The sequence below is a fragment of the Paenibacillus sp. FSL R7-277 genome (genome assembly GCF_000517965.1).
GTDB classification, from domain to species: domain Bacteria; phylum Bacillota; class Bacilli; order Paenibacillales; family Paenibacillaceae; genus Paenibacillus_AQ; species Paenibacillus_AQ silagei.
In genome coordinates this window covers 25,150-46,510 of record NZ_ASPX01000009.1, presented here as the reverse complement: position 1 = coordinate 46,510, position 21,361 = coordinate 25,150, and the positions used below count along the sequence as shown (strand labels likewise).

Sequence of the window (21,361 nt, the reverse complement as noted above, 5' to 3'; positions counted from 1 at the left end):
GAGAAGATGAAACACACAGCTCCACAGCATAACACTCAGGAGTTGATCGGGCAGGCGGAGTCTTTCATTACGGCCTGCTATCAGGAACTGGGGTTAACAGAGGATGAACGGGACCTGCGTCTGGCGGACATACGCGAAGAGGTGCAACACACAGGTACATACAAGCATACGGGGGAAGAGCTGGCGCACGGGGCAAGGATGGCCTGGCGCCATAACAGCCGCTGCATCGGAAGACTGTTCTGGCATTCCTTAGATGTGATTGACGCCCGCGGAGCAGAGACGGTAGAGGAGGTCGCGGAGGCGCTGCTGCATCATATGAAGCATGCGAATAACGGTGGCCGTATCCGGCCGGTCATTACCGTCTTCCGCAGTGAAGAGGAGCAAGGCCGTGCTATCCGGATCTGGAATCATCAGTTGATCCGCTATGCCGGTTATCCCGGGGACGGTGAGCATCCGCGTGCCGGTGATCCGGCTTCGGATGAATTCACCGCCGTCTGCCTTAAGCTGGGCTGGCAGGGCACGGGCGGGGATTTCGACATTCTGCCGCTCGTAATCAGCATCGGCGGGGAGGAACCCCGCTGCTTCCCTATCCCGGCAGGACTTGTACAGGAGGTGCCGCTCAGCCACCCGGAGATCCCGCAGTTCACGGAGCTGGGCCTGCGCTGGTATTCCGTTCCGATTGTCTCGGACATGTGCCTGGAGATCGGCGGCATCCGTTATCCGGCAGCGCCATTTAACGGCTGGTACATGGAGACGGAGATCGGCTCGCGGAATTTCGGCGATACGGACCGCTACAACCGCCTGCCTGCGGTGGCTGATCTTCTGGGCCTGGACCGCTCTACGAACACCTCGCTGTGGAAAGACCGGGCCCTACTGGAACTGAACCGGGCGGTCCTCCATTCCTTCAAGCAGGCAGGGGTCAGTATTGTGGATCATCATACAGCCGCAGACCAGTTCGTCCGCTTCCAGGAACAGGAGCAGCAGCAGGGTCGGGAAGTGTCAGGCAAGTGGGGCTGGCTGATTCCGCCGATGTCGCCTTCCTCCACGCCGATCTGGAATGACAACAAGCTGCGCGATTTGCAGCTAAGCCCGCGCTTCGTCTACCGGAAGAAGGAGGCTGATTCTCAGCAGCATGGCGCTGAGGCTGCAGAAGTGAAGGGCTGCCCTTTCCATCAGTCCATGAAGAGTGATTGATCAATAGCTGCCGGGTTTGCGCATCCTGAGGTGAAGGTGAGCACCTTTCTGGCTAATTCGATGCTGTGCAATATGGCGCTTACGCTGAACATGCCGGAATTGAAGCCGAAGCGCAAGTAACCTATGGGCCAATTTGCGCAAGATAGAAATAGTCACGTTACCCATTCTGTGATACTATTTATTTCTATATCCAATGAGGAAGTGAAGCTTAATGATCAGCATTACCATTCCGTCACCGGAAGTTATTATTTACAAGCAAGCTAACCCTGAGCTGAGCCATATTTACGGATTCACCGATTTCCACCTGATTACCCGCGAAGCCGGCGGCATCTTCATGTTCTACAATGATCAGGACGAGCTGTTGTTTGTGGGCAAGGCCCGCAAGCTAAGACCGCGGATCAAGAAGCATTTCGAGGATAATGTATCCGTGATGAAGCCCCACCGTGATGAGGTTACCCGCATCGAAGTCTGCCTCGTCGAAGATCCGGTGGACAGAGAGATTTATGAGACTTACATCGTGAACAAGCTTCGCGCGAAGTACAATGTCGAGAAGGTTCTGTATAAATAAGGTTTGATGGAAAAGGCGTGGTCCCTGCGGACTGCGCTTTTTATTTTTCCTGCTTCAAGCACCCAACTCCGCAGCGTTTTCCTCTTGTTTTAATAAACGAAATTTGAGACAATAAGGTATTGTTGCTGCTAATGTCCCTGTCAAGGTAGAATAGATAGATTGAACTTTAATGTTTTGAAAAGAGGATATGAAATGAATAAAGAATCCATTTATGGATTGACCTTGGAGCAATTGACGGCATGGCTGCTGGAGCATGGCCACAAGAAATCCCGGGCCGCTGCTGTCTGGGAATGGCTGTACCGCAAGCGGATCACCAGCTTCGCCGAGATGGACGGAATGAATCAGGAATGCATAGAGCTGCTGGAAGAGCATTATGTGTTTCAGACGATGGAAGAGCATGTCAAGCAGGAATCGGCCGACGGTACGGTAAAGTTCCTCTTCCGCCTCCAGGACGGCAACCTGATTGAGACAGTGATGATGCGGCAGAAGTACGGCTTGTCCGTATGTGTCACCACTCAGGTCGGCTGTAATATCGGGTGCAGCTTCTGTGCAAGCGGGCTGCTGGCGAAGAGCCGGGACCTGACCAGCGGCGAGATCGTGGAGCAGATTATGAAGGTCCAGCATTATCTGGATCAGGCTGGTCTGGGCCAGAAGGTCACCCATGTCGTAGTTATGGGGATCGGCGAGCCGTTTGATAACTTCCGGCATCTGCTGAACTTCCTGATTACCATCAAGGATCACAAGGGTCTGGCGATTGCAGGCAAAGGAATCACCGTATCCACCAGCGGCCTGGCGGACAAAATCAGAGAATTCGCCGACGCCAATATGCAGGTCAATCTGGCGATCTCGCTGCATGCCCCGAATAATGAGCTGCGGACACAGATTATGAAGATTAACCGGGCGATTCCTATAGAGAAGTTAATGCCGGCGATTGATTACTATCTGGAGAAGACGAACCGGAGAATCACGCTGGAGTATATCCTGCTCAAGGATATCAATGACCGCGAGGAGCATGCGCTGGAGCTGGCCGAGTTGATCGGAGACCGCCGCCAGCTGGCGAACGTCAACCTGATTCCGTATAATCCCGTAGATGAGCATAGCCAATATCAGCGGAGCAGTCGGGAGTCGGTGCGTGCGTTCTTCGATACGCTGAAGAAGCAGGGTGTCAGTGTCAGCACCCGGCTGGAGCAGGGCGTCGATATTGATGCGGCCTGCGGACAGCTGCGCAGCAAGCAGATTAAGAAGACCAAAGGCAAAGCCGCAGATACTGTGTTACAATAATCTGGCAGTGAATTAAGAAATGAGGAATGCAACTTGTTGACATTTACAAGCTACACCGTGGAGAACGTAAGAGATCCATTTAATATCCTAAGCGGCAAGCGATATGAGTTCGTCGTGAATATTGATGTGCCCGAGGATGATGAGCTGTACGTGGAGAACGGCGTGTCCGCCCGCGTGATTGTCAAAGTGGAAGAAGAGCAGACAAGCATTGTCAGCTACGATCTGCTGGAGACCTCGTCAGGCCAGCTGCTCGATTTCGATATGGAAGAAGATGAGCAAGCCGCGCTGCTTCAATTCTGTTCGGAGCATGTTCCTGCATAGGACAGGGCGGCAGCGGTCTTAAGAAAAAGGAACTGCTGATTTCAGCAGTTCCTTTTTTTGTGCAAATCTACAAATAGATTCGCGTTCAAGCCCCAGCTTCACTATCCCAGGCAGCCTTCCACATAATAATGAATCTGCTTGTTCCACCATGGCCAGTCATGGCTGACATCATGGCCCCAGTAATCAATCCTGGCCGGAATGTCCTTCTGCCCCAGCACCTCCTGAAGCAGCCGGGTCTCATGCAGCATCTCGTCCTCATACGCCCCTTGACCGACACAGAGGATGATATTGCTGTTGCGGTACTGGTTCAGATAATGCTCATCCGTCAGGCCCGGCAGGTAATGCAGCGGTGAATTAAGATAGACGTTCCCGCTCATATAGTCGCCGAAGAAGTAGTAGGTGGAGTAGACGCCGCTCAGGGCGATCAAGGTATCGAAATAGTGCGGATAACGGAAAAAGAAGCTGGCGCTGTAATAAGCACCCATCGAGCAGCCGGAGATCAGAATGCGCTGGTCGGTCCCGCCGTTGTTGTGCTTGCTCTCATGGAGGATGCCGGGAATCAGCTCGTGCGCAATATATTTGTCATACTGCTCATGACGGTGTATCCGGTCCTCGTTGTTCCAGTGAGTGGAGAAGAAGGTCTCCTCGTCCAGACTGTCGCAGGCCCAGATCTGCAGCTTGCCCGCTTCAATGAAGGACGAGAGCGTATCGATCATGCCCGAATCCTCATATTGATAAAAGCGTCCAAGCGAGGTGGGGAAGACGAGCATCGGTTTGCCGGCGTGGCCGTAAATTTTATACTCCATGTCTCTGCCCAGGTTGTGGCTGTACTCCTTATGGTAGCTTATCCTCATCCGTTAACACATCCTATCCCTCTTCTTGTTGAATATAGCCTCTAATGTCTCTGACCTCCGAAAGCTCGGGTGAACGGAACTGATAAGCGCGGTTGCCCATTGCTCTGCTGAAGACCTCTTCAATCTCGTCATAATTGACGATCTTCCCTCCGAATGCATGGTAGATGTCCTCATGGCTGTGAGCGTAATGCTTATGATTCTTGCGGCTGGCATAGCCGGTATAATATTTTCCTTCGTATGGACCGCCGACCTCATTATGCACAACCATGCTGGCCCATTCCTTATACACATTCACATCATAGGCGAAGTTAATCGCATCAGTCATCCAAGCGCCGGGCGGGCGCATATTTACTTCCAGGGCAATGATCCGGCCATCCTTGTGCGATTTGAACAGCTCGATATGGAAGAACCGTTCCCGGATGTCAAAAGCCTGCAAAATGCTCCGGCCCGCCTCCTCGACCTCTGGACTGATCTCCCGCAGACAGAAGTAGTAGAGGTGATTGTCCGTATTGACGACATCCATCACACTGTTCTCGAACAGGTGGCTGACCGCGAAGCGTACATTCCCGTCCCTGTCCACCAGCCCGTCATAGGTGAGGATGACCCCGTCTATGAATTCCTCAATAATGAAGGCTACATCCTCCGGCTTCGTGTCAAAAAAGTGCTGGAGCTCCTCTTCGTTATTGATCTTATACGTGTTACTGGCCCCGGAGCCGAGATCGGGCTTCACCACCAGCGGGAAGCCGGCGCTCTGGATGAAGCTCTCGACGCTCTCACGCGTTGTGCCGGTGGAGAACTGGACGGTGCTTACCCCGCTTTTGCGGAAAAATTCCTTCATCTTGGACTTCTGCTTCAGATTATGGACGAAATCCGACTTAGTGCCGTAGATGTTGAAGTCCGTACGGATCGCGGCATCCTGCTCCAGCCAGTATTCATTCAGCGACTCGAAGCGGTCAATCTTGCCGTACTTATGGGTGAAATAACCGACAGCCCGCAGAATCTCCTCGTAGCTCTCGAGGTTGCTTACCCTGTAGTACTCGGTCAATGCCGATTTCAGCTTGTCCTCCAGCTGGTCATAGGCTGCATCGCCAATCCCAAGCACCGTGGCTCCCTGCTCCCGCAGATGTGTACAGAATTCAGCGCTGTTCTTAGGGAAATGCGGGGAAAAGAAAATAAAGTTCATGCAGACCGGCCCCTTTGGCTAAAATATAATTCCGAGTTGTTTTGTATGATTAATTCAATCTACCAGCTTCGCCAGCATCCGTCAATCCTCTTGGTGCTATTTTGGCTGCAGGGTGCGGTTGAGCCGGGCGAGCAGCCCGCTGAAGAGTCCGCAGTCCTCCGGGGACCAATCCCCGAAGATCTCCCCGTAGCGCGCAAGCCGGATGTCCCGGGCCTCGGCGAAGGTCTGTGCACCAAGCGCAGTAAGCTGAAAATAGCTGGAGCGCCCATCCTGCGGATCAGGCACCCGTTCCACATAGTTCTTCGCCTCCAGGACACTTGTCTGCCTGCTGATGGTAGAGGTGTCGAGGCCGAATTGTTCGGCAAGCGCCTTAACGCCTACCTTGTCGTGTATCGACAGATGGTGGAGCAGGGTATACGAGGAGCGGTCCAGCCCGCCATGCTTCTTATCCAGCGAGCCGAGGCGGATCAGCGTGATCAGCTCCTGGTTCAGAGCTTCGAGGTGCTTATCCTTCTGTTTATCAGCCATAGTTAGATTCCGTCCTTTACCGGTTACTTTGTCATATGTCTCCCTAGTATAAGTGATAACACCGGCCTTATGCTAAGTCACCGGATATTGCCGCCTTGTTATGAAAGAATCATGAAATAAGTCACATTGACTTTCAAACATATAGTTGTATAATACACATATATTAAATTAATTGTATCATACACCTATATTGGGGTGAACCGCAAAATAGAGGAGAGAGCGCCCTTGAGCAGTCCGGCGGCAAAACATTCATCATTCTGGCTGATTATTCTGGCCATCTTTTTCGGCAATTTCATGGCTATTCTCAGTACAACCACCATTAACGTAGCGTTCCCGGTCTTCCTGAAGGACTTCCACGCCGGGATCAGCACCGTACAGTGGATGATTACCGGCTATCTGCTGGCTACCGGCGTCATTGCGCCTGTGGTGGGATATTTCGGGGATAAATGGAGCTATAAGGTTCTGTACGTATTCGCCCTGTCGGGCTTCACCTTGTTCTCGGCACTGTGTACGGTGGCCTGGAATATTCATTCACTGATTACCTTCCGCATTATCCAAGGGATATTCGGCGGTCTGATCATCCCTACCACCATGACGATGATTTATCAGTTTATTGACAAAGAAAAGCAGGCCTTCGCTATGAGTCTCTGGAGCCTGTCCTCGATGCTGGCGCCTGCCTTCGGCCCGACACTCGGCGGCTGGCTGACCGGATATTTCGGCTGGAAATCGCTGTTCGTAATCAATCTGCCGATTGGCCTGATTGCCATTGGCGTAGCTCTCAAGTGCCTGCCCTTCCAGCGGCAGAACACCGGGAGCAGAAGCTTTGATCTGCCGGGCTTTGTCACAGTCATTCTAAGCAGCGCCTTCATTATTCTGGCGTTCAATAAAGGGGGCGCCTGGGGCTGGACGTCATGGAATACCCTGACCTTGCTGCTGGTTGGGGCGGCGGCCTTAACGTATTTCATCCGCAGGGAGCTGTCGATCCAGGAGCCGCTGCTGAATCTGAAGGTATTCCGGCAGAGCCGGTTCACCTACAGCCTGATCATCAACTGTGTTATTACCGTTGCGTTATACTCGGGGACCTTTCTGATCCCGGTCTTCCTGCAGGATATCCAGCAGTCTACCCCGCTGAAGACCGCGCTGGTGCTGTTGCCAGGCTCTATCGTGATGGCTGTACTGTCACCGGTGGTCGGCAAGCTGTACTCCCGGATCGGACCGTTCTGGCTGATCCTGGGCGGCATTCTGCTGCTGAGCGCTTCAACCTGGGAGCTTGCCCACATCACGCTGGCCGTGACCCATACCCGTGTCGCGGTGCTTATGGCGGTGCGCAATGTCGGCATTGCGCTGGCCTTCATGCCGGTGACCAATGCCGGAATGTCGGCGGTGCCAAGGGCCATCACCGGCCACGCCTCCTCCGTGACCAACTGGGTCCGCCAGGCTACAGGTGCCTTATCCATTGCCGTATTCAGCTCGCTGCTCGCTTCCAGATCGCTGGCCCACCAGCAGGAGCTGGCGGATGGGCCAGCCCGGGCAGCCGGTTCTCTGTTGAAGGCGCAGGGGATGACGATGGGCGTGCAGGATATTTTCCTAATCGCTACGGCAGTGGGGCTGCTGGCTATTCCGCTGACCTTTCTCCTGAGAAGCGGCAGCGGCAAGCCTGCAGCGGCCCCTGCTCCGCAGGCAGAGGCTTGAAGCCGGGACTCTGCCGTAAATACTCTTTAATAATGCGTTATAGCGCTTTCTCTTCGCATGTTGGGCGATTATGAGTTAGAATACTATAAAGTGAGCAAATAATAGGAGTTGTATACATGTCTAATAATGACGAAGTATTTTTGACCAAAGAAGGCTTGGCTAAGCTGGAGGAAGAGCTGAGGGAACTGAAGGGAGCAGGGCGCAAGGAGCTTGCAGCCCGGCTTAAGCTGGCGATCAGCTACGGCGATCTGAAGGAGAACAGCGAATACCACTCCGCCAAGGAGGATCAATCCTTCATGGAGACCCGCATTATGATTCTGGAGAAGATGCTGATCAAGGCGCAGATCGTGGATGCCAGCAATATGGATCTGAGTACAGTCAGCGTAGGCTGCATCGTTATCCTCAACGATGTGGAGTACTCGGAGAAGATTGAATATAGAGTGGTTGGCCCGGCGGAAGCCGATGTGCTGGACAACAAGATTTCCTACGAGAGCCCGCTCGGCAAAGAGCTGATCGGCAAAAAGGTAGGCGATATCATCAGCGTCAATGCCCCGATGGGGATCATCAAATACGAGCTGCTTGAGATCAAAATGCTGTAAAAGGAAGACCTAACCGGAATCCCGTGGCCCTTAATTTAAGGGTGCGGGATTTTTTTATGTTTTGGGGTCCCCGCAAAGTACCTGAGTCAACACCTACGCTAAAGCTCCACTTTGTGGGAGTATTTTGTCTGCACGCGGCGGGAGTCATAGGCAATTGCTATCAAGGATATTGCTTCCTTGTCTTAGACGCTCCCTGCCAAGGAGGGTTATAGTAGAAAATAACTACTACATAGAGGAGTCCTGGCTTGTGATTCAGAATGTACTCACGACACTTGTTGAGGTCATCGTACCGCTGTCCATTCCGGTGGCCGCCGGAGCGCTGCTTGGACGGTATAAGCAGCTCGATACGAAGCCTCTGCTGACGCTGTACCTGTATTTTCTCAGTCCGGCTATTATTCTGGACACGCTGGCTACGGCGGATATCTCCTTCGATGATGTCTATAAGACACTGGCCTTCTCGCTCATGAACCTGTTTCTGCTGTGGGGTGTGGCGACCCTAATCGGTAAAATGCTGAAGCTGGCTCCGCCGGAGGCCGCCGGTCTTACGCTCATCTCCACCTTTACGAACAGCGTCAATTATGGCCTGCCGCTGGTGCTGCTGGCCTTCGGCCAGCTGGGCCTGGACAAGGCATCAGTCTATGTCATCGCCCAGATGGTGATCGTGAATACGATCGGCGTGTATTTTGCCGCCCGGTCACAGTTCTCCGTGCGCAGCGCGTTGAAGTCAGTCTTCTCGCTGCCGGCCATCTACGCCGCCATTCTGGCACTGCTGCTGCGGGCGCTTGGCCTGCATATGCCGCATGAGCTGGCTTCGGGAGTGTCAATGGTCGCCGGTGCGTATTCGCCAGTTGTGCTGGCGATTCTCGGCGCACAGATGGTGAAGGTCAGAGCCGCGCACACGGAGCGCAATGTGCAGCTGGCCTTCTGGACGGGGCTGACCGTCCGGCTGGTACTGGCTCCGCTGCTGGCCGCGCTGGTGCTGCTCGCCCTGAACATCACAGGCACCCTGTTCTCGGTGCTGCTGATCCTGGCTTCCATGCCGGTGGCTGTCAATTCCGTTGTCCTGGCTGAACGCTTCGGCAGCTCGCCTGCGCTGGTCTCACGCTGTATCGTCTGGACGACGCTGGCCTCCTTCCTGGTCCTGCCGGTGCTGATTGCGGTGGTGGGGGGATAGGGTGCGCGGGCCGAATGTATGCGAATAACCGAATAGAGGGGCAATAGTGCCCCCCTGGAAGTAATTATTTAGACACAGGTACTTCACTCATCAGTGCATGTACATTCTGATCGGGGTCCTGAAAGAACGTCATCCAGGTTGCGGTTTGACCCATCTCAGCCACTTTATGCGGCTTGTCCAGGAAATGCACATTCCGCCCGGCTAACGTTTCGTACGATGCGTGAATATCGTCAACCTTGAAATAGAACACCGAGCTGGGATGATCGAACCGCGGGTCTTCAGCAATACTCAAGACCATCTGAATTCCGTTACACTCCAGGAAGGTCATGTTTGGGATCTGAAATAACAGGTTTAGTCCTAGAGTATCTTGATAGAACCGGGTGGCAGCTTCAATGTCATGTACACGAATGGATATTTGCCCAATGCCTTTGATTTGAAATTCTGAATTCATGTGAATATCGCTCCCTTGTTATATTGTATGTTCCACGCAGTAAATGTAACATGTGCGGATGAATCGTTACTTTTCCAAAATCACTTTTTTCTAAACATCCGGGGTGAGAGTCCCGTTCTTTGTTTAAAAACCTTATTGAAGGAAGAGACATTGTCGAAGCCAACACTTAGGCTAATCTCGGTTACACTGCTTTCCGTTTGAGCAAGGAGACGCTGCGCTTCAAGTATCCTTTTTTCGAGGATGAACTGGTGTGGCGTTCTTTTGAAAAAGTGGCGGAAGTTGCGGATGAGATGGTTTTTAGAGAGACACGCGATTTTTGAGACTTCTTCAAGGGACACGTTTTGACTGTAATACGCATGTAAGTACTCGTATGCTACGGTCAACCGCCGGAACAGCTCCTCCCTGGTGGCCGGGCGCGTGCCGGGGACGGTATTAATTTCTTGAGCCATCTTCTGATGGACGTTAAGCAGTGCTTGAATTAGATTTTGATACTGTTCATCGACCCAGAGATTCTCGCTGCCGAGTACAGGTAAGGAGTGCTTAAAGCTCTCGATAAGCGGAGTTATCAGATGACTATTGCGGTATGACTTGGTGTAAAATTGCAACGGGTGCGTTGTTTCTGAAAATGGATCGTCTAAGGACTTCTCTATTCCTAGATGAACGGCTCTATGAATCTCTTCAGCAAAGCCATTCTTGAAAAATACACAAAAAGAGTCGACTTCGGTTTCTGACTCAATAGCTATAGCGTACTGCTCCCCTTCATTTAGCAGGAGGTAGCCCTCTCGCTCAACAGCATAATGGCCGAGTTTTGTTTTGTAATAGGCTCGGCCATTCCGAAATGTCTTTAAGGAAAGGGGGCCGGTGCCTTCCCAATGATGAGTTGTACTTCGCGCTTGCAGCACGAAGTTCCGTTGGAACAAAGGGAATCTGGAGGTTCCCATCTATAGAGTTCATCCCCTTCCACAGTTGGTTCATTCCATTCTACAATAGTCCACAGCAATAACAAAGAAGCTCCCTCTTCATGATCTGAAGGGGGAGCTTCTTGTATACAGTGAGGCTGCTTCATGCTGAACAATAGGCTGAACCCTCAATCCGGCTGGCCTTCAGCGACCTGGATGGTGAAGATGAAGGTAGCTCCGCCCACTAGACCCGGCTTGGCATAGATCGTTCCGCCCATGAGGTCGACCAGCATTTTGCAGATGGACAGCCCGAGGCCGGTTCCGCCGAACTTGCGGTTGATGGTGGCTCCGATCTGGGTGAACGGCTGGAACAGATAGTTCATCTTATCCGCTGGAATGCCAATGCCGGTATCTTCAATAATGAATTCCAGCTCCAGCAGCTTATCCCTAGCCTGCCGGAGATGGACATGCACTTTGACGCCGCCGGTGATCGTGAACTTGATGGCATTGCCGATCAGGTTATTCAGTACCTGGCGCAGACGGTTGGGGTCACCGATAAGCAGGGCAGGAATGTCAGAATCAATAGAGGTCTCCAGGGTCAGGCTGCGTTCTTTCGCCAGAGCCCTGAACAGATCGACCGTTTCTTTGATGCAGGAGTGAAGATTGAAGAGCTCGTAATCCAGCTCCATTTTACCGGATTCGATCTTGGTGAAGTCCAGGATGTGCGTAATGACAGAGACAAGCGCGTGACCGCTGGTATGAATGATTTCGGCCATCTCCTGGTCGTCAGCGGACAGCTCGGAGGAACGAAGCACATCCGACATGGCAATAATCCCGTTCAGCGGGGTGCGGATCTCATGGCTCATCATGGCAAGGAAGCCGCTCTTGATCCGTAACGCCAACTCGGCCGTCTCCTTCAGCTCGGTCAGGATGCCGTTGGCCTTCTCCAGCTCCTGCGTTTTGAGCTGCAGCTCCTTGCGGGTCTGGTAGAGACGGACGAAGCCGTCAATCTTGCTTTTTAACACGGTCGGATGGAACGGCTTGGTCAGATAGTCAATGGCCCCGGCCGAGTAAGCCAACATATAGTTCTCCAGCTCCGAGGTCAGCGAGGTTAAGAAAATAATAGGGATATCCCGTGACTTCTGACGCATCTTAATCCGTTTCGCCGTTTCAAATCCGTTCATGCCAGGCATGAGCACATCCATAATGATCAGGGCGAATTCCTGCTCCAGCAGACATTTCAGAGCATCCATGCCCGAGAGGGCTTGAACCAGCCGGTAGGGTGAATCGGCCAGCAATGCCTGAATGGACAGGAACTCGTCTGCCCGGTCATCTACAACCAAAATATTAATCGGATACTCCATGCTGCCTCCTATTGAATCAACCATAATTTCAGCACTCTCACCAGCTGTGTGGTATTAATCGGTTTGGATATATAATCGCTCGCCCCAGCTTCGAGGCATTTGACCCGGTCTTCCTCCAAGGCGCGGGCGGTCAGCGCAATAATGACGATCTGATCATAGTCTGGATTTAGCCGGATATGCTTCATCGTCTCGTAACCATCCATCTCCGGCATCATAATATCCATGAATATCAGCTCTACGCCCGGGTGGGTCTCCAGATGCTCCAGGGCTTCTCTGCCATTCTGGGCAAAGCTGATCTCCATATTATAACCTTCCAGCACACTGGATAACGCAAAAATGTTACGCATATCATCATCCACAAGCAGAATGCTTTTCCCGGCAAAAGCGGACTCCGGATTATGCAGGTTCTCGATCAGGCGCTGCTTATCCAAAGGCAGGTCTGCATGCTTGCGGTGGAGGTAGAGGGCCGTATCGTCATAGAGACGTTCCATTGAACGCACGTTCTTGATCACAATACTCTCGGCGTAGTGCTTAAGGCGCTGCTCATCTGTCTTGCTGAGATCCTTGCCTGTATAAATAATCACCGGCAGGGTCTGCAGCTTGCGGTTGGTCTTGACCTGCTCCAGCAGGTCGAAGCCGGAAATATCCGAGAGACCCAGGTCCAGCACCATACAGTCAAAATGATGGCTGGCCAGATGCTCCATCGCTTCTCTTCCGGTGCCCACTGCAATAATGTTCACATCGGGATGGGCGATGAATTCGACAAGACTGCCGCGCAGAACCTTGTTGTCTTCGACAATCAGCAGACTCTTCACCGGACGGCGGATATAAGTCTCAATCTGGAGAAAGGCTGCTTCCAGCTCTGCATAATCATTCGGCTTCTTCCAGAAGGATAAAGCGCCCATCGACAGGCTCTGTTGGTTCTCCTCGGCTGTTGAAATCACATGCACAGGGATATGCCGCAGCTCCGGCCGGCTCTTCAGGCGGCTGATAATGGACCAGCCGTCCAGAACGGGAAGATGCAGATCCAGCAGGATTGCATCAGGCTTGTAGGCATGGGCCAGGGCAAGCCCCTGATCGCCCTGGAAGGCGACGATGGCCTTGAAGCCCCGGCTGCGCGCCAGCTCCAGCAGCCGGGCGGCGAATTCGGCGTCCTCCTCGATAATCAGCAGGGTAATATCCCCGCTTAGCAAATTGCTGCGGTCATCATCCATTTCCGCATACTGCAGCAGCTTCGGATTAGAGATGGAAATGTCGGGCACGAAGGACTCGCGGAAGGCAGGATTCTCACGGCGGATAGGCTCGGAAGCTGGAATCTCCGGAGAGGCTGCTGCTGAATAGGCTGCGGCAGCAAGGGTCTGGGCATCCTCTCCCGGTTCCACAGCGGGAATAATGAGGGAGAAGGTGCTGCCCTTGCCTTCCACGGAATCCACCTCAATTCTTCCTCCGAGGAGGGTTGCCAGCTCCCGGCAGATCGTGAGGCCCAGACCGGTGCCGCCGTATTTGCGGCTGGTGGTGCCGTCTGCCTGCTGGAACGCTTCGAAGATGCTCTCCAGCTTGGAAGCGGCAATGCCGATACCGGTATCACTGACGGCGAAGATGGCCTCTTCGCCGCTGGTGCGGATCGACAGGGAGACGGAGCCTTGCTCCGGTGTGAATTTGATGGCGTTGGATAACAGATTATTCAAGACCTGCTGCAATCTGTGACCGTCGGTCATCAGATAATCCGGCAGCCGGTTGTCGGAATGGACATCGAACCGCAGGTTCTTCTTCTTGGCCTGCTGTTCGAAGTGGCGGAAGACATGATTGCTGAGATCCTGTGGGGAGACCGGCTCGATGACAGGGGTCATTTTGCCGACCTCCAGCTTCGCCAGATCGAGAATCTCATCGATCAGCTGCAGGAGATCCTTGCCTGCCGAGAAGATCGTATGAACGTATTCCAGCTGCTTCGCTTCCAGATTGCCGTCCTTGTTCTCGGCAAGAATCTGCGAGAGGATCAGCAGGCTGTTCAGCGGCGTGCGCAGCTCATGGGAGACATTGGCCAGGAATTCCGATTTGTACTGCGCGGCCATGAAGATCTCCTGCGCCTGTGCCTGGATCTCCTCCTTCTGCTTCTCAGTAAGCTCGACTTGAAGCAGCAGCTGATCATGGGAGGCAGCCAGCTCCTCCTTCTGGATCAGCAGTTCATCGGCCTGAGTTTGCAATGTATCGGTCTGGGCCTGAAGCTCCTCCGTCTGAGACTGAAGCTCTTCTGTCTGGGCCTGAAGCTGCTCCTTCTGCTCCAGCAATTCACTCGTCTGGGCTTGCAGCTCCTCGGCCTGATCTGCGATCTCGGACTTTTGCATTTCGGTGATTTGAAGCTGCTTCTGCATATCGCGGTTTGCCGCAGAGATCTCGTCGGCCTGGGCCTTGATCTCCATGGTTTGCCGGCGGGAGATCTCCATCTGATTCTGCAATTCCAGGTTGGAGGCATGCAGCTCTTCCGTCTGCTGCCGCAGTTCCTCCGTCTGGGCTTCAATCTCGTCCTTCTGGGCCTCTGTGAGCTTCATTTGTGTCTGAAGCTGTTCATTGGAGGTCAGCAGGCTCTCGGACTGCGCCTCCAGTTCAGTCTTCTGGTCCTGTAACTGGTCGGTCTGCAGGCGCAGCTCCTCTGTCTGGGCCATCAGCTCTTCGGTCTGGGCTTCCAGTTCCTGGGTCTGGGCGGTCAGTTCTTCCGTCTGGGCTTCCAGTTCATCCTTCTGCAGCTGAGTCTCACTCAACAGATCTTCGATCCGGGCGACATCCGCCAGTGTATTAATCAGCACGCCCATATTCTGTCCGGTGCGTTCAATCAGCTGCATCTCCTTGGAGCTGAACGGGCGTAGTGCCGCCAGCTCCATGACAGCAACAATTTCCTGCTCATGCTTAATAGGAACTATAATCAGTGAGGCAGGCGCAGCCTCCCCCAGACTGGAACGGACCTTGATATAATGCTCTGGAAGATCCTGCAGAACAATCATCTGCCCATCGAGTGCGCATTGTCCGACCAGGCCGCTGCCCAGTGGTATGGACTCCTGCTGTCCGGCGGAATCATCGAAGGCATAGCCGGCCGCGAAGTTCAGCTGACCGCCCTGCTTCAGATAGACCGCCCCGTAGCTTCCGCCGACAGCGGTAGCCAGCCTGCCGATGAACACACGCGAGGCCGTCCTCAGCTGGACAGAGCCTTGAAGCAGCAGCGCCATCTCAGATACCTGGGTATTAATCCAGGCCTGTTCTTCGGCTCTAAGCCGCAGCTCGCGCTCATCGGCGGTTCTATGGTGAAGGTCAGCCGCCAGCCTGAAAAAGGAAGCGGCCAGCTGCCCGAATTCATCCGTCCGCACAGTAGCCGCCGCCGCAGGGTTGAGACGGTCTGCGGCGATATCCTGCGAGATCTCCTTGATCTGCTTCAGGCCGCGGTCAACATTCCGTCCGATACTGTAAAGAAGTCCAATACTGACCAGAATGCCGCCTGCGCCTAATCCTGCTGCAAGCAGGCGCGAGCCTCCCTCCATAAAGAGGAAAGATATAGTAATCATACTGCCTAACAGCAGTATAGTAGCTGAAGTTGCTAACCAAACCTGTTGTTTTATTCTCATTGTTCGCCGCCTTTGTTCAGTTAGAATGTTTAGCTATATAATTATAGCTTTTATGGAGCTTCAGTGATATAGAAGACATGAAGAAAACACCTTAAACCTAAAATTTACAAGGCTTCCCGGAGGCGGGCCCGCTTTTGCAGGAGGTTTCATGAAAACTTTGAAATCACCGCAATTTACTTAAAATTTTGCTTGTAAGCAGCGGGTAGAGCGTGTAAGATAACAGACATGCTTCATATTAGATTTCTTATAACAGATTTCATATAACTCATATAATCTTGGGAATATGGCCCATAAGTTTCTACCGGATAGCCACTGTAATTATCCGACTATGAGTGAAATAGCGCATCTAGGGTTCCGTTTCTTGTACTGCGGCACGGGAAAGACTGGTCCAAGCGATGCGGACACGTATATGTGTTACACCACCAAGGGACAAAAACCCAGAAGGACAGATTCACTTGAGAGAAACACTCAGGGAATCTGTCCTTTTTATTTTATCTGTCTTTTTTATTTCTAAGGAGGAAGATCCGCTGTAATGAAAGTATTGGAAGAACGCATTAGACAAGAGGGCTTAATTCTATCGGAGACTGTACTGAAAGTGGACTCATTTCTGAACCATCAGGTAGACACGGCGCTGACGCTTGCGATCGGGAAGGAATTTGCAGCGGTCTTCGGGGACCGGCAGATCACCAAGGTGCTGACTGTGGAGGCCAGCGGCATCCAGTTCGCCATGGCGGCGGGAATTGCGCTGGGCGTGCCGTTCATCTATGCCAAGAAGAAGAAGGCAGTCACCTTGTCCGAAGCGGTGTATTCGGCACCGGTTCACTCCTTCACCCGTCAAGAGGACTACCAGATCAGCATCTCACAGAAATATCTCGGGCCGGACGATACCGTATTGATCGTTGACGATTTCCTGGCTACCGGCGCGGCGCTTGTAGGGCTATGCGATATCGTAGCAGAGTCCGGGGCGCAGCTGGCCGGGGTCGGCTGTGTCATTGAGAAGAGCTTCCAGGAGGGACGCGGTCTGCTGGAGCAGCGCGGAGTTCCGGTGTATTCCCTGGCACGGATTGCTTCCATGTCGCCGGGTGAGATTCATTTCATAGATAATGAAGGATTAATCAAGGAGCGTGCAGGATGTTAAGCAAACAGAAGATACTGGCCCTAGGGCTTCAGCATGTACTGGCGATGTATGCCGGAGCGGTCATTGTACCGCTGGTTGTCGGGGGAGCACTCAATTTGAACGGTACGCAGATGGCGTATCTGATAGCAGCGGATCTGTTCACCTGCGGGCTGGCGACCCTGCTGCAGATTATGGGCAGCAAATATTTCGGGAGCGGGCTGCCGGTGGTGCTCGGCTGTACCTTCACGGCGGTCAGCCCGATTATCGCCATCGCTTCAGGCTCCAATCTGGCGACAGCTTACGGCGCGATCATTATCTCCGGGTTGTTCGTGGTGCTGGCAGCCCCGGTGTACGGGAAGCTGCTGAAGTTCTTCCCGACCGTGGTCACCGGCTCGGTAGTCACAATTATCGGGCTGTCGCTGATTCCTGTTGCGATGAATAATGTGGCCGGCGGCCAGGGAAGCGCCGACTTCGGGCAGCCCCGCAATCTGCTGCTGGCTCTGATTACTCTGCTCGTTATTCTGGCCGTGAACCGGCTGACTACAGGGTTCCTGCGTTCCGTATCGGTGCTGGTAGGACTTGTAGTGGGTACAGTAATCGGCTATGGCATGGGCATCGTGCATTTCTCTACCGTGACCACAGCCTCCTGGGTCAGCGTTGCACAGCCGTTCTACTTCGGCTGGCCGCAGTTCAGCATCACCGCAATCTTCACAATGATTATCGTGAATATCGTGTCTATGGTCGAATCGACCGGGGTCTATTTTGCCGTTGGTAAGGCGACGGACCAGCAGGTGGAGCAGAAGCAGATCGTGAACGGCCTGCGTTCTGAGGGACTGGCCATCATGCTGGGCGGCCTGTTCAATGCCTTCCCGTACACCGCATTCTCCCAGAATGTCGGCTTACTGTCGCTAACGCGGGTGAAGACGCGGAATGTTATTTTTGCAGCAGGCGGAATTATGATCGTACTTGGTCTGCTGCCTAAGCTGGCGGCACTGACTACAGTGGTGCCGAATGCGGTGCTGGGCGGGGCGATGATTGTCATGTTCGGCTCGGTCGCTGCTTCCGGCATGTCGATTCTGTCCGATGTGGATCTGCGCAAGGACGGCAATCTGCTGATCGCTGCCTGCAGCATCGCGGTGGGCCTCGGCTCTGCAGTGCTTCCGTCCATGTTCGACCAGCTGCCGGAATTCGCTCGGATGCTGCTGCAGAACGGAATCGTGTCCGGGTCGCTGACAGCGATCATTCTGAATATCTTCTTGTCGAAGACCCAGGAGAGTGCGGTTCCTGCCGCAGCCGCTCCGGAAACGAAGTAAAATATTCCATCCGCGTAGCTCTAATAAGATGAACAGCCGATTCCGAAATAAATGGAACTCGGCTTTTTTTTGCTTCATATGAACGGAGCCTGTTGTATAATTTATACAATGACAACTAGAAGGGACTGGCAGAGGACATGAGAAAGTATTGGCTGAGCATTCTCGGCAGTCTGGTGCTGGTGTTGATCGTTCCGCTGCTCTCGGTCCTCCAGACACATCAGATTAAGGGAGACAGGCCGCAGGCGGTGCAGGGTGTGATTGACCTTCGCTCCTGGGACGCCCGCCACGACGGGATTATGAAGCTGGATGGAGAGTGGGAGCTGTACCGGGATGTGCTGCTGTCGCCTGAGGATTTCCATCCGGTGAACGCTGGTAAGGAGGTCCCCGCCGCCTCTACGATGATTCAGGTCCCAGGGAAGTGGAACGACGATATCTCTGAACAGGGCGGGCGCAGAGCCAAAGGCTATGCTACATACCGCCTCCAGGCGAAGATTACCCCAGGGGAAGCCATGGTCTACGGCCTGCGCACCAGCAACATCCGCAGTGCCGGCAAGGTCTATCTGAACGGGCAGGAGATTGGAAGCAGCGGAACCCCGGCAGCCTCGGCCTCTGAGGGCAGACAGAATAACATGCCTTTTATGGGATTCGCCTCGGTAACCGGGGATACCATGGAGATTATTGTGCAGGTAGCTAACTACAGCTACTCCTCAGGCGGGATCGTTCAGCCGATTGTGATCGGTAATCAGGCCGCTATTTTGAAGCACAGGGAATTTGCCCTGTTTGTAGACGGGGCTGCACTGATCGGATTCTTCGTGCTAGCCCTCTTCCTGCTGATGTTCTCCAAGGTAAGGGAGAGCCGGGGGGTCACACTGTATCTGGGCTTGTTCTGCATAGCGGCCTTTGTCTACATTTTTACGCATGGCGAAAAGCTCATCCTGGCAGCGCTGCCCGGCTTCCCTTACGAGATTGTACTCAAGCTGCAGCTTGCGTCCTCTACACTGGTCTATTATTATCTGCTGCACTATGTCGCCAATTCAGTGAACTACCCGATGTCCATTGGGATGATTAAGGCCTCCAGGCTGGTTACGGCATTCCTGCTGCTGATTGCTGTCTTCGTCCCGGCCTATCTGTTCAGCTATCTGGAGGTGCTGCTGCTGACCTGGGGCTCGGTGAGCCTGGGCTTCGTGCTCTACTCCATGGTCCAGGGCACCCGGCGAAATCCCAAGAATATGTTCCTGATGATGGTCAGTATCGAGAGCCTGAGCGTGGTCATTATCTATTATCTGGTCAGCTTCATGGGCATGACCTTCAGCTATTTCATCATCTCCTACGAGATACTCCTGTTCGGGTTCGTGCAGGCGATCCTTATGACCCGGCAATACGCAGCTTCCTTCCGCGAAGTGGAACAGCTCTCACGCCGCCTTTTGTCGCTTGACGGCTTGAAGGATGACTTCATCTCTGATACCTCGCAGGAGCTGCGGAGGCCGCTGCAGGGGATTGTCAACATGGCCAAGGTGCTGGCTCAGGGGACGGCCGGCTCCATCAGCGCTGCCCAGCAGGATCAGCTGCTCACGATTGTCTCCACGGGCAAGCGGCTTACAGCCCTGATCCATGATATGTCGGACTTCGCGAAGCTGAATCACGGCTCGCTCTTCCTGCGCCGGCAGGCCGTCGATCTCCGCATGGCAGCTTCCTCCATTATGGCGGTCACCCGTCAGGTCTACGGCAACAGCCAGCTGGAATTCCAGCTGAGTCTGCCGGAGCAGCTTCCGCTACTGGAGACGGATGAGCAGCGGTTCGCTCAGATTCTGCATAATTTACTCGCGAGTGCAGTGAATTATACGCCCAGAGGCGTGATAACGCTGTCTGCTGAGGTTAAAGAAGAGTATGTTGCCATCATCATAACAGACACTGGCCAGGGTATCGCGCCTGAGCGTCTGCGTACGATTTTCGATGCCAATGATCCAAGCGGTCCTGCCGCCAGTAAGGTCTACCGTGAGAACGGGCTTGGCCTCAGCATTACCCAGAGGCTGGTAGAACTGACGGGCGGGGAGATTGAGGTACATTCCGAACTGGGGCAAGGCTCCGTCTTCTGCTTCACCCAGCCGATCCTGCAGAGGAGTAATGCACTGCTGGAGGAGGAATTCGGAGAGCTTCACGGCTGGGAGACAGCGCCTTCGTACCCGCTTCCCGGAGAAGAACCTGTGCAGCTGCCGTCTGAAGACTGCTGCTCCATTCTGGTAGTGGATAATGATCCCGTTAACCTCCGCGTGCTGGTAGGCGTATTGCAGCTGGATAACCATTCTGTGATTACCGCCAGCAGCGGGGCTGAGGCGATCCAGATCATCCAGCAGCATCCTGAGCTTGATCTGGTGATTGCCGACTGGGTAATGCCGGAAATGCCCGGGCTTCTGTTATGCAAGGCCATCCGTGAACGGTTCACCTTATCCGAGCTGCCGATTCTGGTGCTGATGGCGAGCAGCCGTCCTGATGATATCCTCGCAGCCTTCGAGGCCGGAGCGAATGATTATCTGAGCAAGCCGGTGGAAGTGCGCGAATTCAAGGCACGGATGCAGACCCTGCTGGATATGCGCAAGTCGATCCGGGTATCCGTCCAGTCGGAGATTGCCTTCCTGCAGGCGCAGATTAAGCCGCATTTCTTATATAATGCGCTGAATGCCATTATCTCGGTCTGTCCGGAGGACCCGGACAAGGCCACGGAGCTGCTGCTGGACCTCAGCCAATACCTGCGGAGCAGCTTCGACTTCCAGAACCGGGGACAGACGGTTTCTATGGAGAAGGAGCTGGGCCTCGTCAAATCCTATCTTGCGCTGGAGCAGGCACGGTTCGATGAACGGCTGAACATCGAGTTCGATGTGCCGGAGGATGTGATGGCGATGGTTCCGCCACTGAGCATCCAGCCGATTGTGGAGAATGCCGTTAATCATGGCCTGATGCAGAAGGAGGCCGGAGGGACGGTACGGCTGACAGTTGAGCTGCTGCCCGGCTGCCTCAAGGTAGCAGTCACGGATGACGGTGTAGGAATGACTCCGGAGAAGATTGCGGAGGTCCTCTCGGAAGAGCGGACAGAGGGGGGCATAGGGCTGCGCAATATTCAGCACCGTCTGCTCAAGATGTACGGAGCAGGCCTGAATATCGACAGTGTACCGGGAAGGGGAACCGCTATATCATATACCATCCCCACCTAA

17 protein-coding genes and 1 riboswitch are annotated in these 21,361 nt (G+C 53.8%); of the genes, 10 read left to right on the top strand and 7 right to left on the bottom strand.

Annotated features, from left to right (window positions below; genetic code table 11):
- The first annotated feature begins 6 nt into the window (after nt 1–6).
- The 4 genes from C173_RS04205 to C173_RS04190 all read left to right on the top strand — a co-directional run bounded on the left by C173_RS04205 (nt 7) and on the right by C173_RS04190 (nt 3,364).
- Nucleotides 7–1,194 (top strand): nitric oxide synthase oxygenase, encoded by a 1,188-nt coding sequence (locus tag C173_RS04205; RefSeq protein WP_051477812.1) that lies wholly within the window; start codon nt 7–9, stop codon nt 1,192–1,194.
- 211 nt (nt 1,195–1,405) lie between these two features.
- Entirely contained in the window at nt 1,406–1,762 is a 357-nt protein-coding gene (locus C173_RS04200) for a nucleotide excision repair endonuclease (RefSeq protein WP_036722768.1), read from the top strand.
- 192 nt (nt 1,763–1,954) lie between these two features.
- Entirely contained in the window at nt 1,955–3,043 is a 1,089-nt protein-coding gene (gene rlmN / locus C173_RS04195) for a 23S rRNA (adenine(2503)-C(2))-methyltransferase RlmN (RefSeq protein WP_036722765.1), read from the top strand.
- Nucleotides 3,044–3,076: 33 nt separating this feature from the next.
- Nucleotides 3,077–3,364, top strand: a complete 288-nt coding sequence (locus C173_RS04190; RefSeq protein ID WP_036722763.1) for a DUF6509 family protein — start codon at nt 3,077–3,079, stop codon at nt 3,362–3,364.
- 101 nt (nt 3,365–3,465) lie between these two features.
- Here the strand turns inward: C173_RS04190 and C173_RS04185 are convergent, their stop codons facing one another.
- From C173_RS04185 to C173_RS04175, 3 genes are all read right to left on the bottom strand, one after another.
- A complete protein-coding gene (locus C173_RS04185) occupies nt 3,466–4,218 on the bottom strand; it encodes an esterase family protein (protein WP_036722761.1) in 753 nt (250 codons plus the stop codon).
- A gap of 13 nt (nt 4,219–4,231) precedes the next feature.
- Nucleotides 4,232–5,401 (bottom strand): ATP-grasp domain-containing protein, encoded by a 1,170-nt coding sequence (locus C173_RS04180; protein WP_036722758.1) that lies wholly within the window; start codon nt 5,399–5,401, stop codon nt 4,232–4,234.
- A gap of 96 nt (nt 5,402–5,497) precedes the next feature.
- The gene (locus tag C173_RS04175) at nt 5,498–5,929 is read right to left on the bottom strand and encodes a MarR family winged helix-turn-helix transcriptional regulator (RefSeq protein ID WP_036722756.1); all 432 of its coding nucleotides are present in this window, start codon (nt 5,927–5,929) and stop codon (nt 5,498–5,500) included.
- A gap of 225 nt (nt 5,930–6,154) precedes the next feature.
- Between C173_RS04175 and C173_RS04170 the strand changes: the two genes are divergently transcribed.
- The 3 genes from C173_RS04170 (at nt 6,155) to C173_RS04160 (ending at nt 9,394) form a co-directional block, all read left to right on the top strand.
- Nucleotides 6,155–7,621: an MDR family MFS transporter gene (locus C173_RS04170; protein ID WP_036722755.1), complete on the top strand. Its 1,467-nt coding sequence runs from the start codon at nt 6,155–6,157 to the stop codon at nt 7,619–7,621.
- Nucleotides 7,622–7,737: 116 nt separating this feature from the next.
- Complete coding sequence (greA, locus tag C173_RS04165) at nt 7,738–8,220, top strand: transcription elongation factor GreA (protein ID WP_036691918.1); 483 nt, start codon at nt 7,738–7,740, stop codon at nt 8,218–8,220.
- A gap of 247 nt (nt 8,221–8,467) precedes the next feature.
- A complete protein-coding gene (locus C173_RS04160; RefSeq protein WP_036722754.1) occupies nt 8,468–9,394 on the top strand; it encodes an AEC family transporter in 927 nt (308 codons plus the stop codon).
- A gap of 64 nt (nt 9,395–9,458) precedes the next feature.
- Here the strand turns inward: C173_RS04160 and C173_RS04155 are convergent, their stop codons facing one another.
- From C173_RS04155 to C173_RS04140, 4 genes are all read right to left on the bottom strand, one after another.
- Nucleotides 9,459–9,845, bottom strand: a complete 387-nt coding sequence (locus C173_RS04155) for a VOC family protein (RefSeq protein WP_036722752.1) — start codon at nt 9,843–9,845, stop codon at nt 9,459–9,461.
- An 80-nt stretch (nt 9,846–9,925) separates the two neighbouring features.
- The gene (locus tag C173_RS04150) at nt 9,926–10,786 is read right to left on the bottom strand and encodes a helix-turn-helix domain-containing protein (RefSeq protein WP_036722750.1); all 861 of its coding nucleotides are present in this window, start codon (nt 10,784–10,786) and stop codon (nt 9,926–9,928) included.
- Nucleotides 10,787–10,932: 146 nt separating this feature from the next.
- Nucleotides 10,933–12,108, bottom strand: coding sequence for an ATP-binding response regulator (locus C173_RS04145; RefSeq protein ID WP_036722748.1), 1,176 nt, complete (start codon nt 12,106–12,108; stop codon nt 10,933–10,935).
- Between the two features lie 8 nt (nt 12,109–12,116).
- Entirely contained in the window at nt 12,117–15,662 is a 3,546-nt protein-coding gene (locus tag C173_RS04140) for a response regulator (protein ID WP_235191762.1), read from the bottom strand.
- 305 nt (nt 15,663–15,967) lie between these two features.
- Nucleotides 15,968–16,071: riboswitch (purine riboswitch) on the top strand.
- A 183-nt stretch (nt 16,072–16,254) separates the two neighbouring features.
- On the opposite strand from C173_RS04140, the gene C173_RS04135 reads away from it, so the two are divergent.
- From C173_RS04135 to C173_RS04125, 3 genes are all read left to right on the top strand, one after another.
- On the top strand, nt 16,255–16,860 hold the full coding sequence (locus tag C173_RS04135) for a xanthine phosphoribosyltransferase (RefSeq protein ID WP_036722745.1): 606 nt from the start codon (nt 16,255–16,257) through the stop codon (nt 16,858–16,860).
- A complete protein-coding gene (locus tag C173_RS04130) occupies nt 16,854–18,152 on the top strand; it encodes a nucleobase:cation symporter-2 family protein (RefSeq protein WP_036722743.1) in 1,299 nt (432 codons plus the stop codon). Before C173_RS04135 ends, C173_RS04130 begins: the two co-directional genes overlap by 7 nt.
- A 137-nt stretch (nt 18,153–18,289) precedes the next feature.
- Nucleotides 18,290–21,361: an ATP-binding protein gene (locus C173_RS04125; RefSeq protein WP_036722742.1), complete on the top strand. Its 3,072-nt coding sequence runs from the start codon at nt 18,290–18,292 to the stop codon at nt 21,359–21,361.

Coding starts and splice junctions, on each gene's coding strand:
- C173_RS04205 (WP_051477812.1), top strand. CDS start 7: ATGAAACACACAGCTCCACAGCATAACACTCAGGAGTTGATCGGGCAG.
- C173_RS04200 (WP_036722768.1), top strand. CDS start 1,406: ATGATCAGCATTACCATTCCGTCACCGGAAGTTATTATTTACAAGCAA.
- rlmN (WP_036722765.1), top strand. CDS start 1,955: ATGAATAAAGAATCCATTTATGGATTGACCTTGGAGCAATTGACGGCA.
- C173_RS04185 (WP_036722761.1), bottom strand. CDS start 4,218: ATGAGGATAAGCTACCATAAGGAGTACAGCCACAACCTGGGCAGAGAC.
- C173_RS04180 (WP_036722758.1), bottom strand. CDS start 5,401: ATGAACTTTATTTTCTTTTCCCCGCATTTCCCTAAGAACAGCGCTGAA.
- C173_RS04175 (WP_036722756.1), bottom strand. CDS start 5,929: ATGGCTGATAAACAGAAGGATAAGCACCTCGAAGCTCTGAACCAGGAG.
- greA (WP_036691918.1), top strand. CDS start 7,738: ATGTCTAATAATGACGAAGTATTTTTGACCAAAGAAGGCTTGGCTAAG.
- C173_RS04155 (WP_036722752.1), bottom strand. CDS start 9,845: ATGAATTCAGAATTTCAAATCAAAGGCATTGGGCAAATATCCATTCGT.
- C173_RS04150 (WP_036722750.1), bottom strand. CDS start 10,786: ATGGGAACCTCCAGATTCCCTTTGTTCCAACGGAACTTCGTGCTGCAA.
- C173_RS04145 (WP_036722748.1), bottom strand. CDS start 12,108: ATGGAGTATCCGATTAATATTTTGGTTGTAGATGACCGGGCAGACGAG.
- C173_RS04140 (WP_235191762.1), bottom strand. CDS start 15,662: ATGATTACTATATCTTTCCTCTTTATGGAGGGAGGCTCGCGCCTGCTT.
- C173_RS04135 (WP_036722745.1), top strand. CDS start 16,255: ATGAAAGTATTGGAAGAACGCATTAGACAAGAGGGCTTAATTCTATCG.
- C173_RS04130 (WP_036722743.1), top strand. CDS start 16,854: ATGTTAAGCAAACAGAAGATACTGGCCCTAGGGCTTCAGCATGTACTG.
- C173_RS04125 (WP_036722742.1), top strand. CDS start 18,290: ATGAGAAAGTATTGGCTGAGCATTCTCGGCAGTCTGGTGCTGGTGTTG.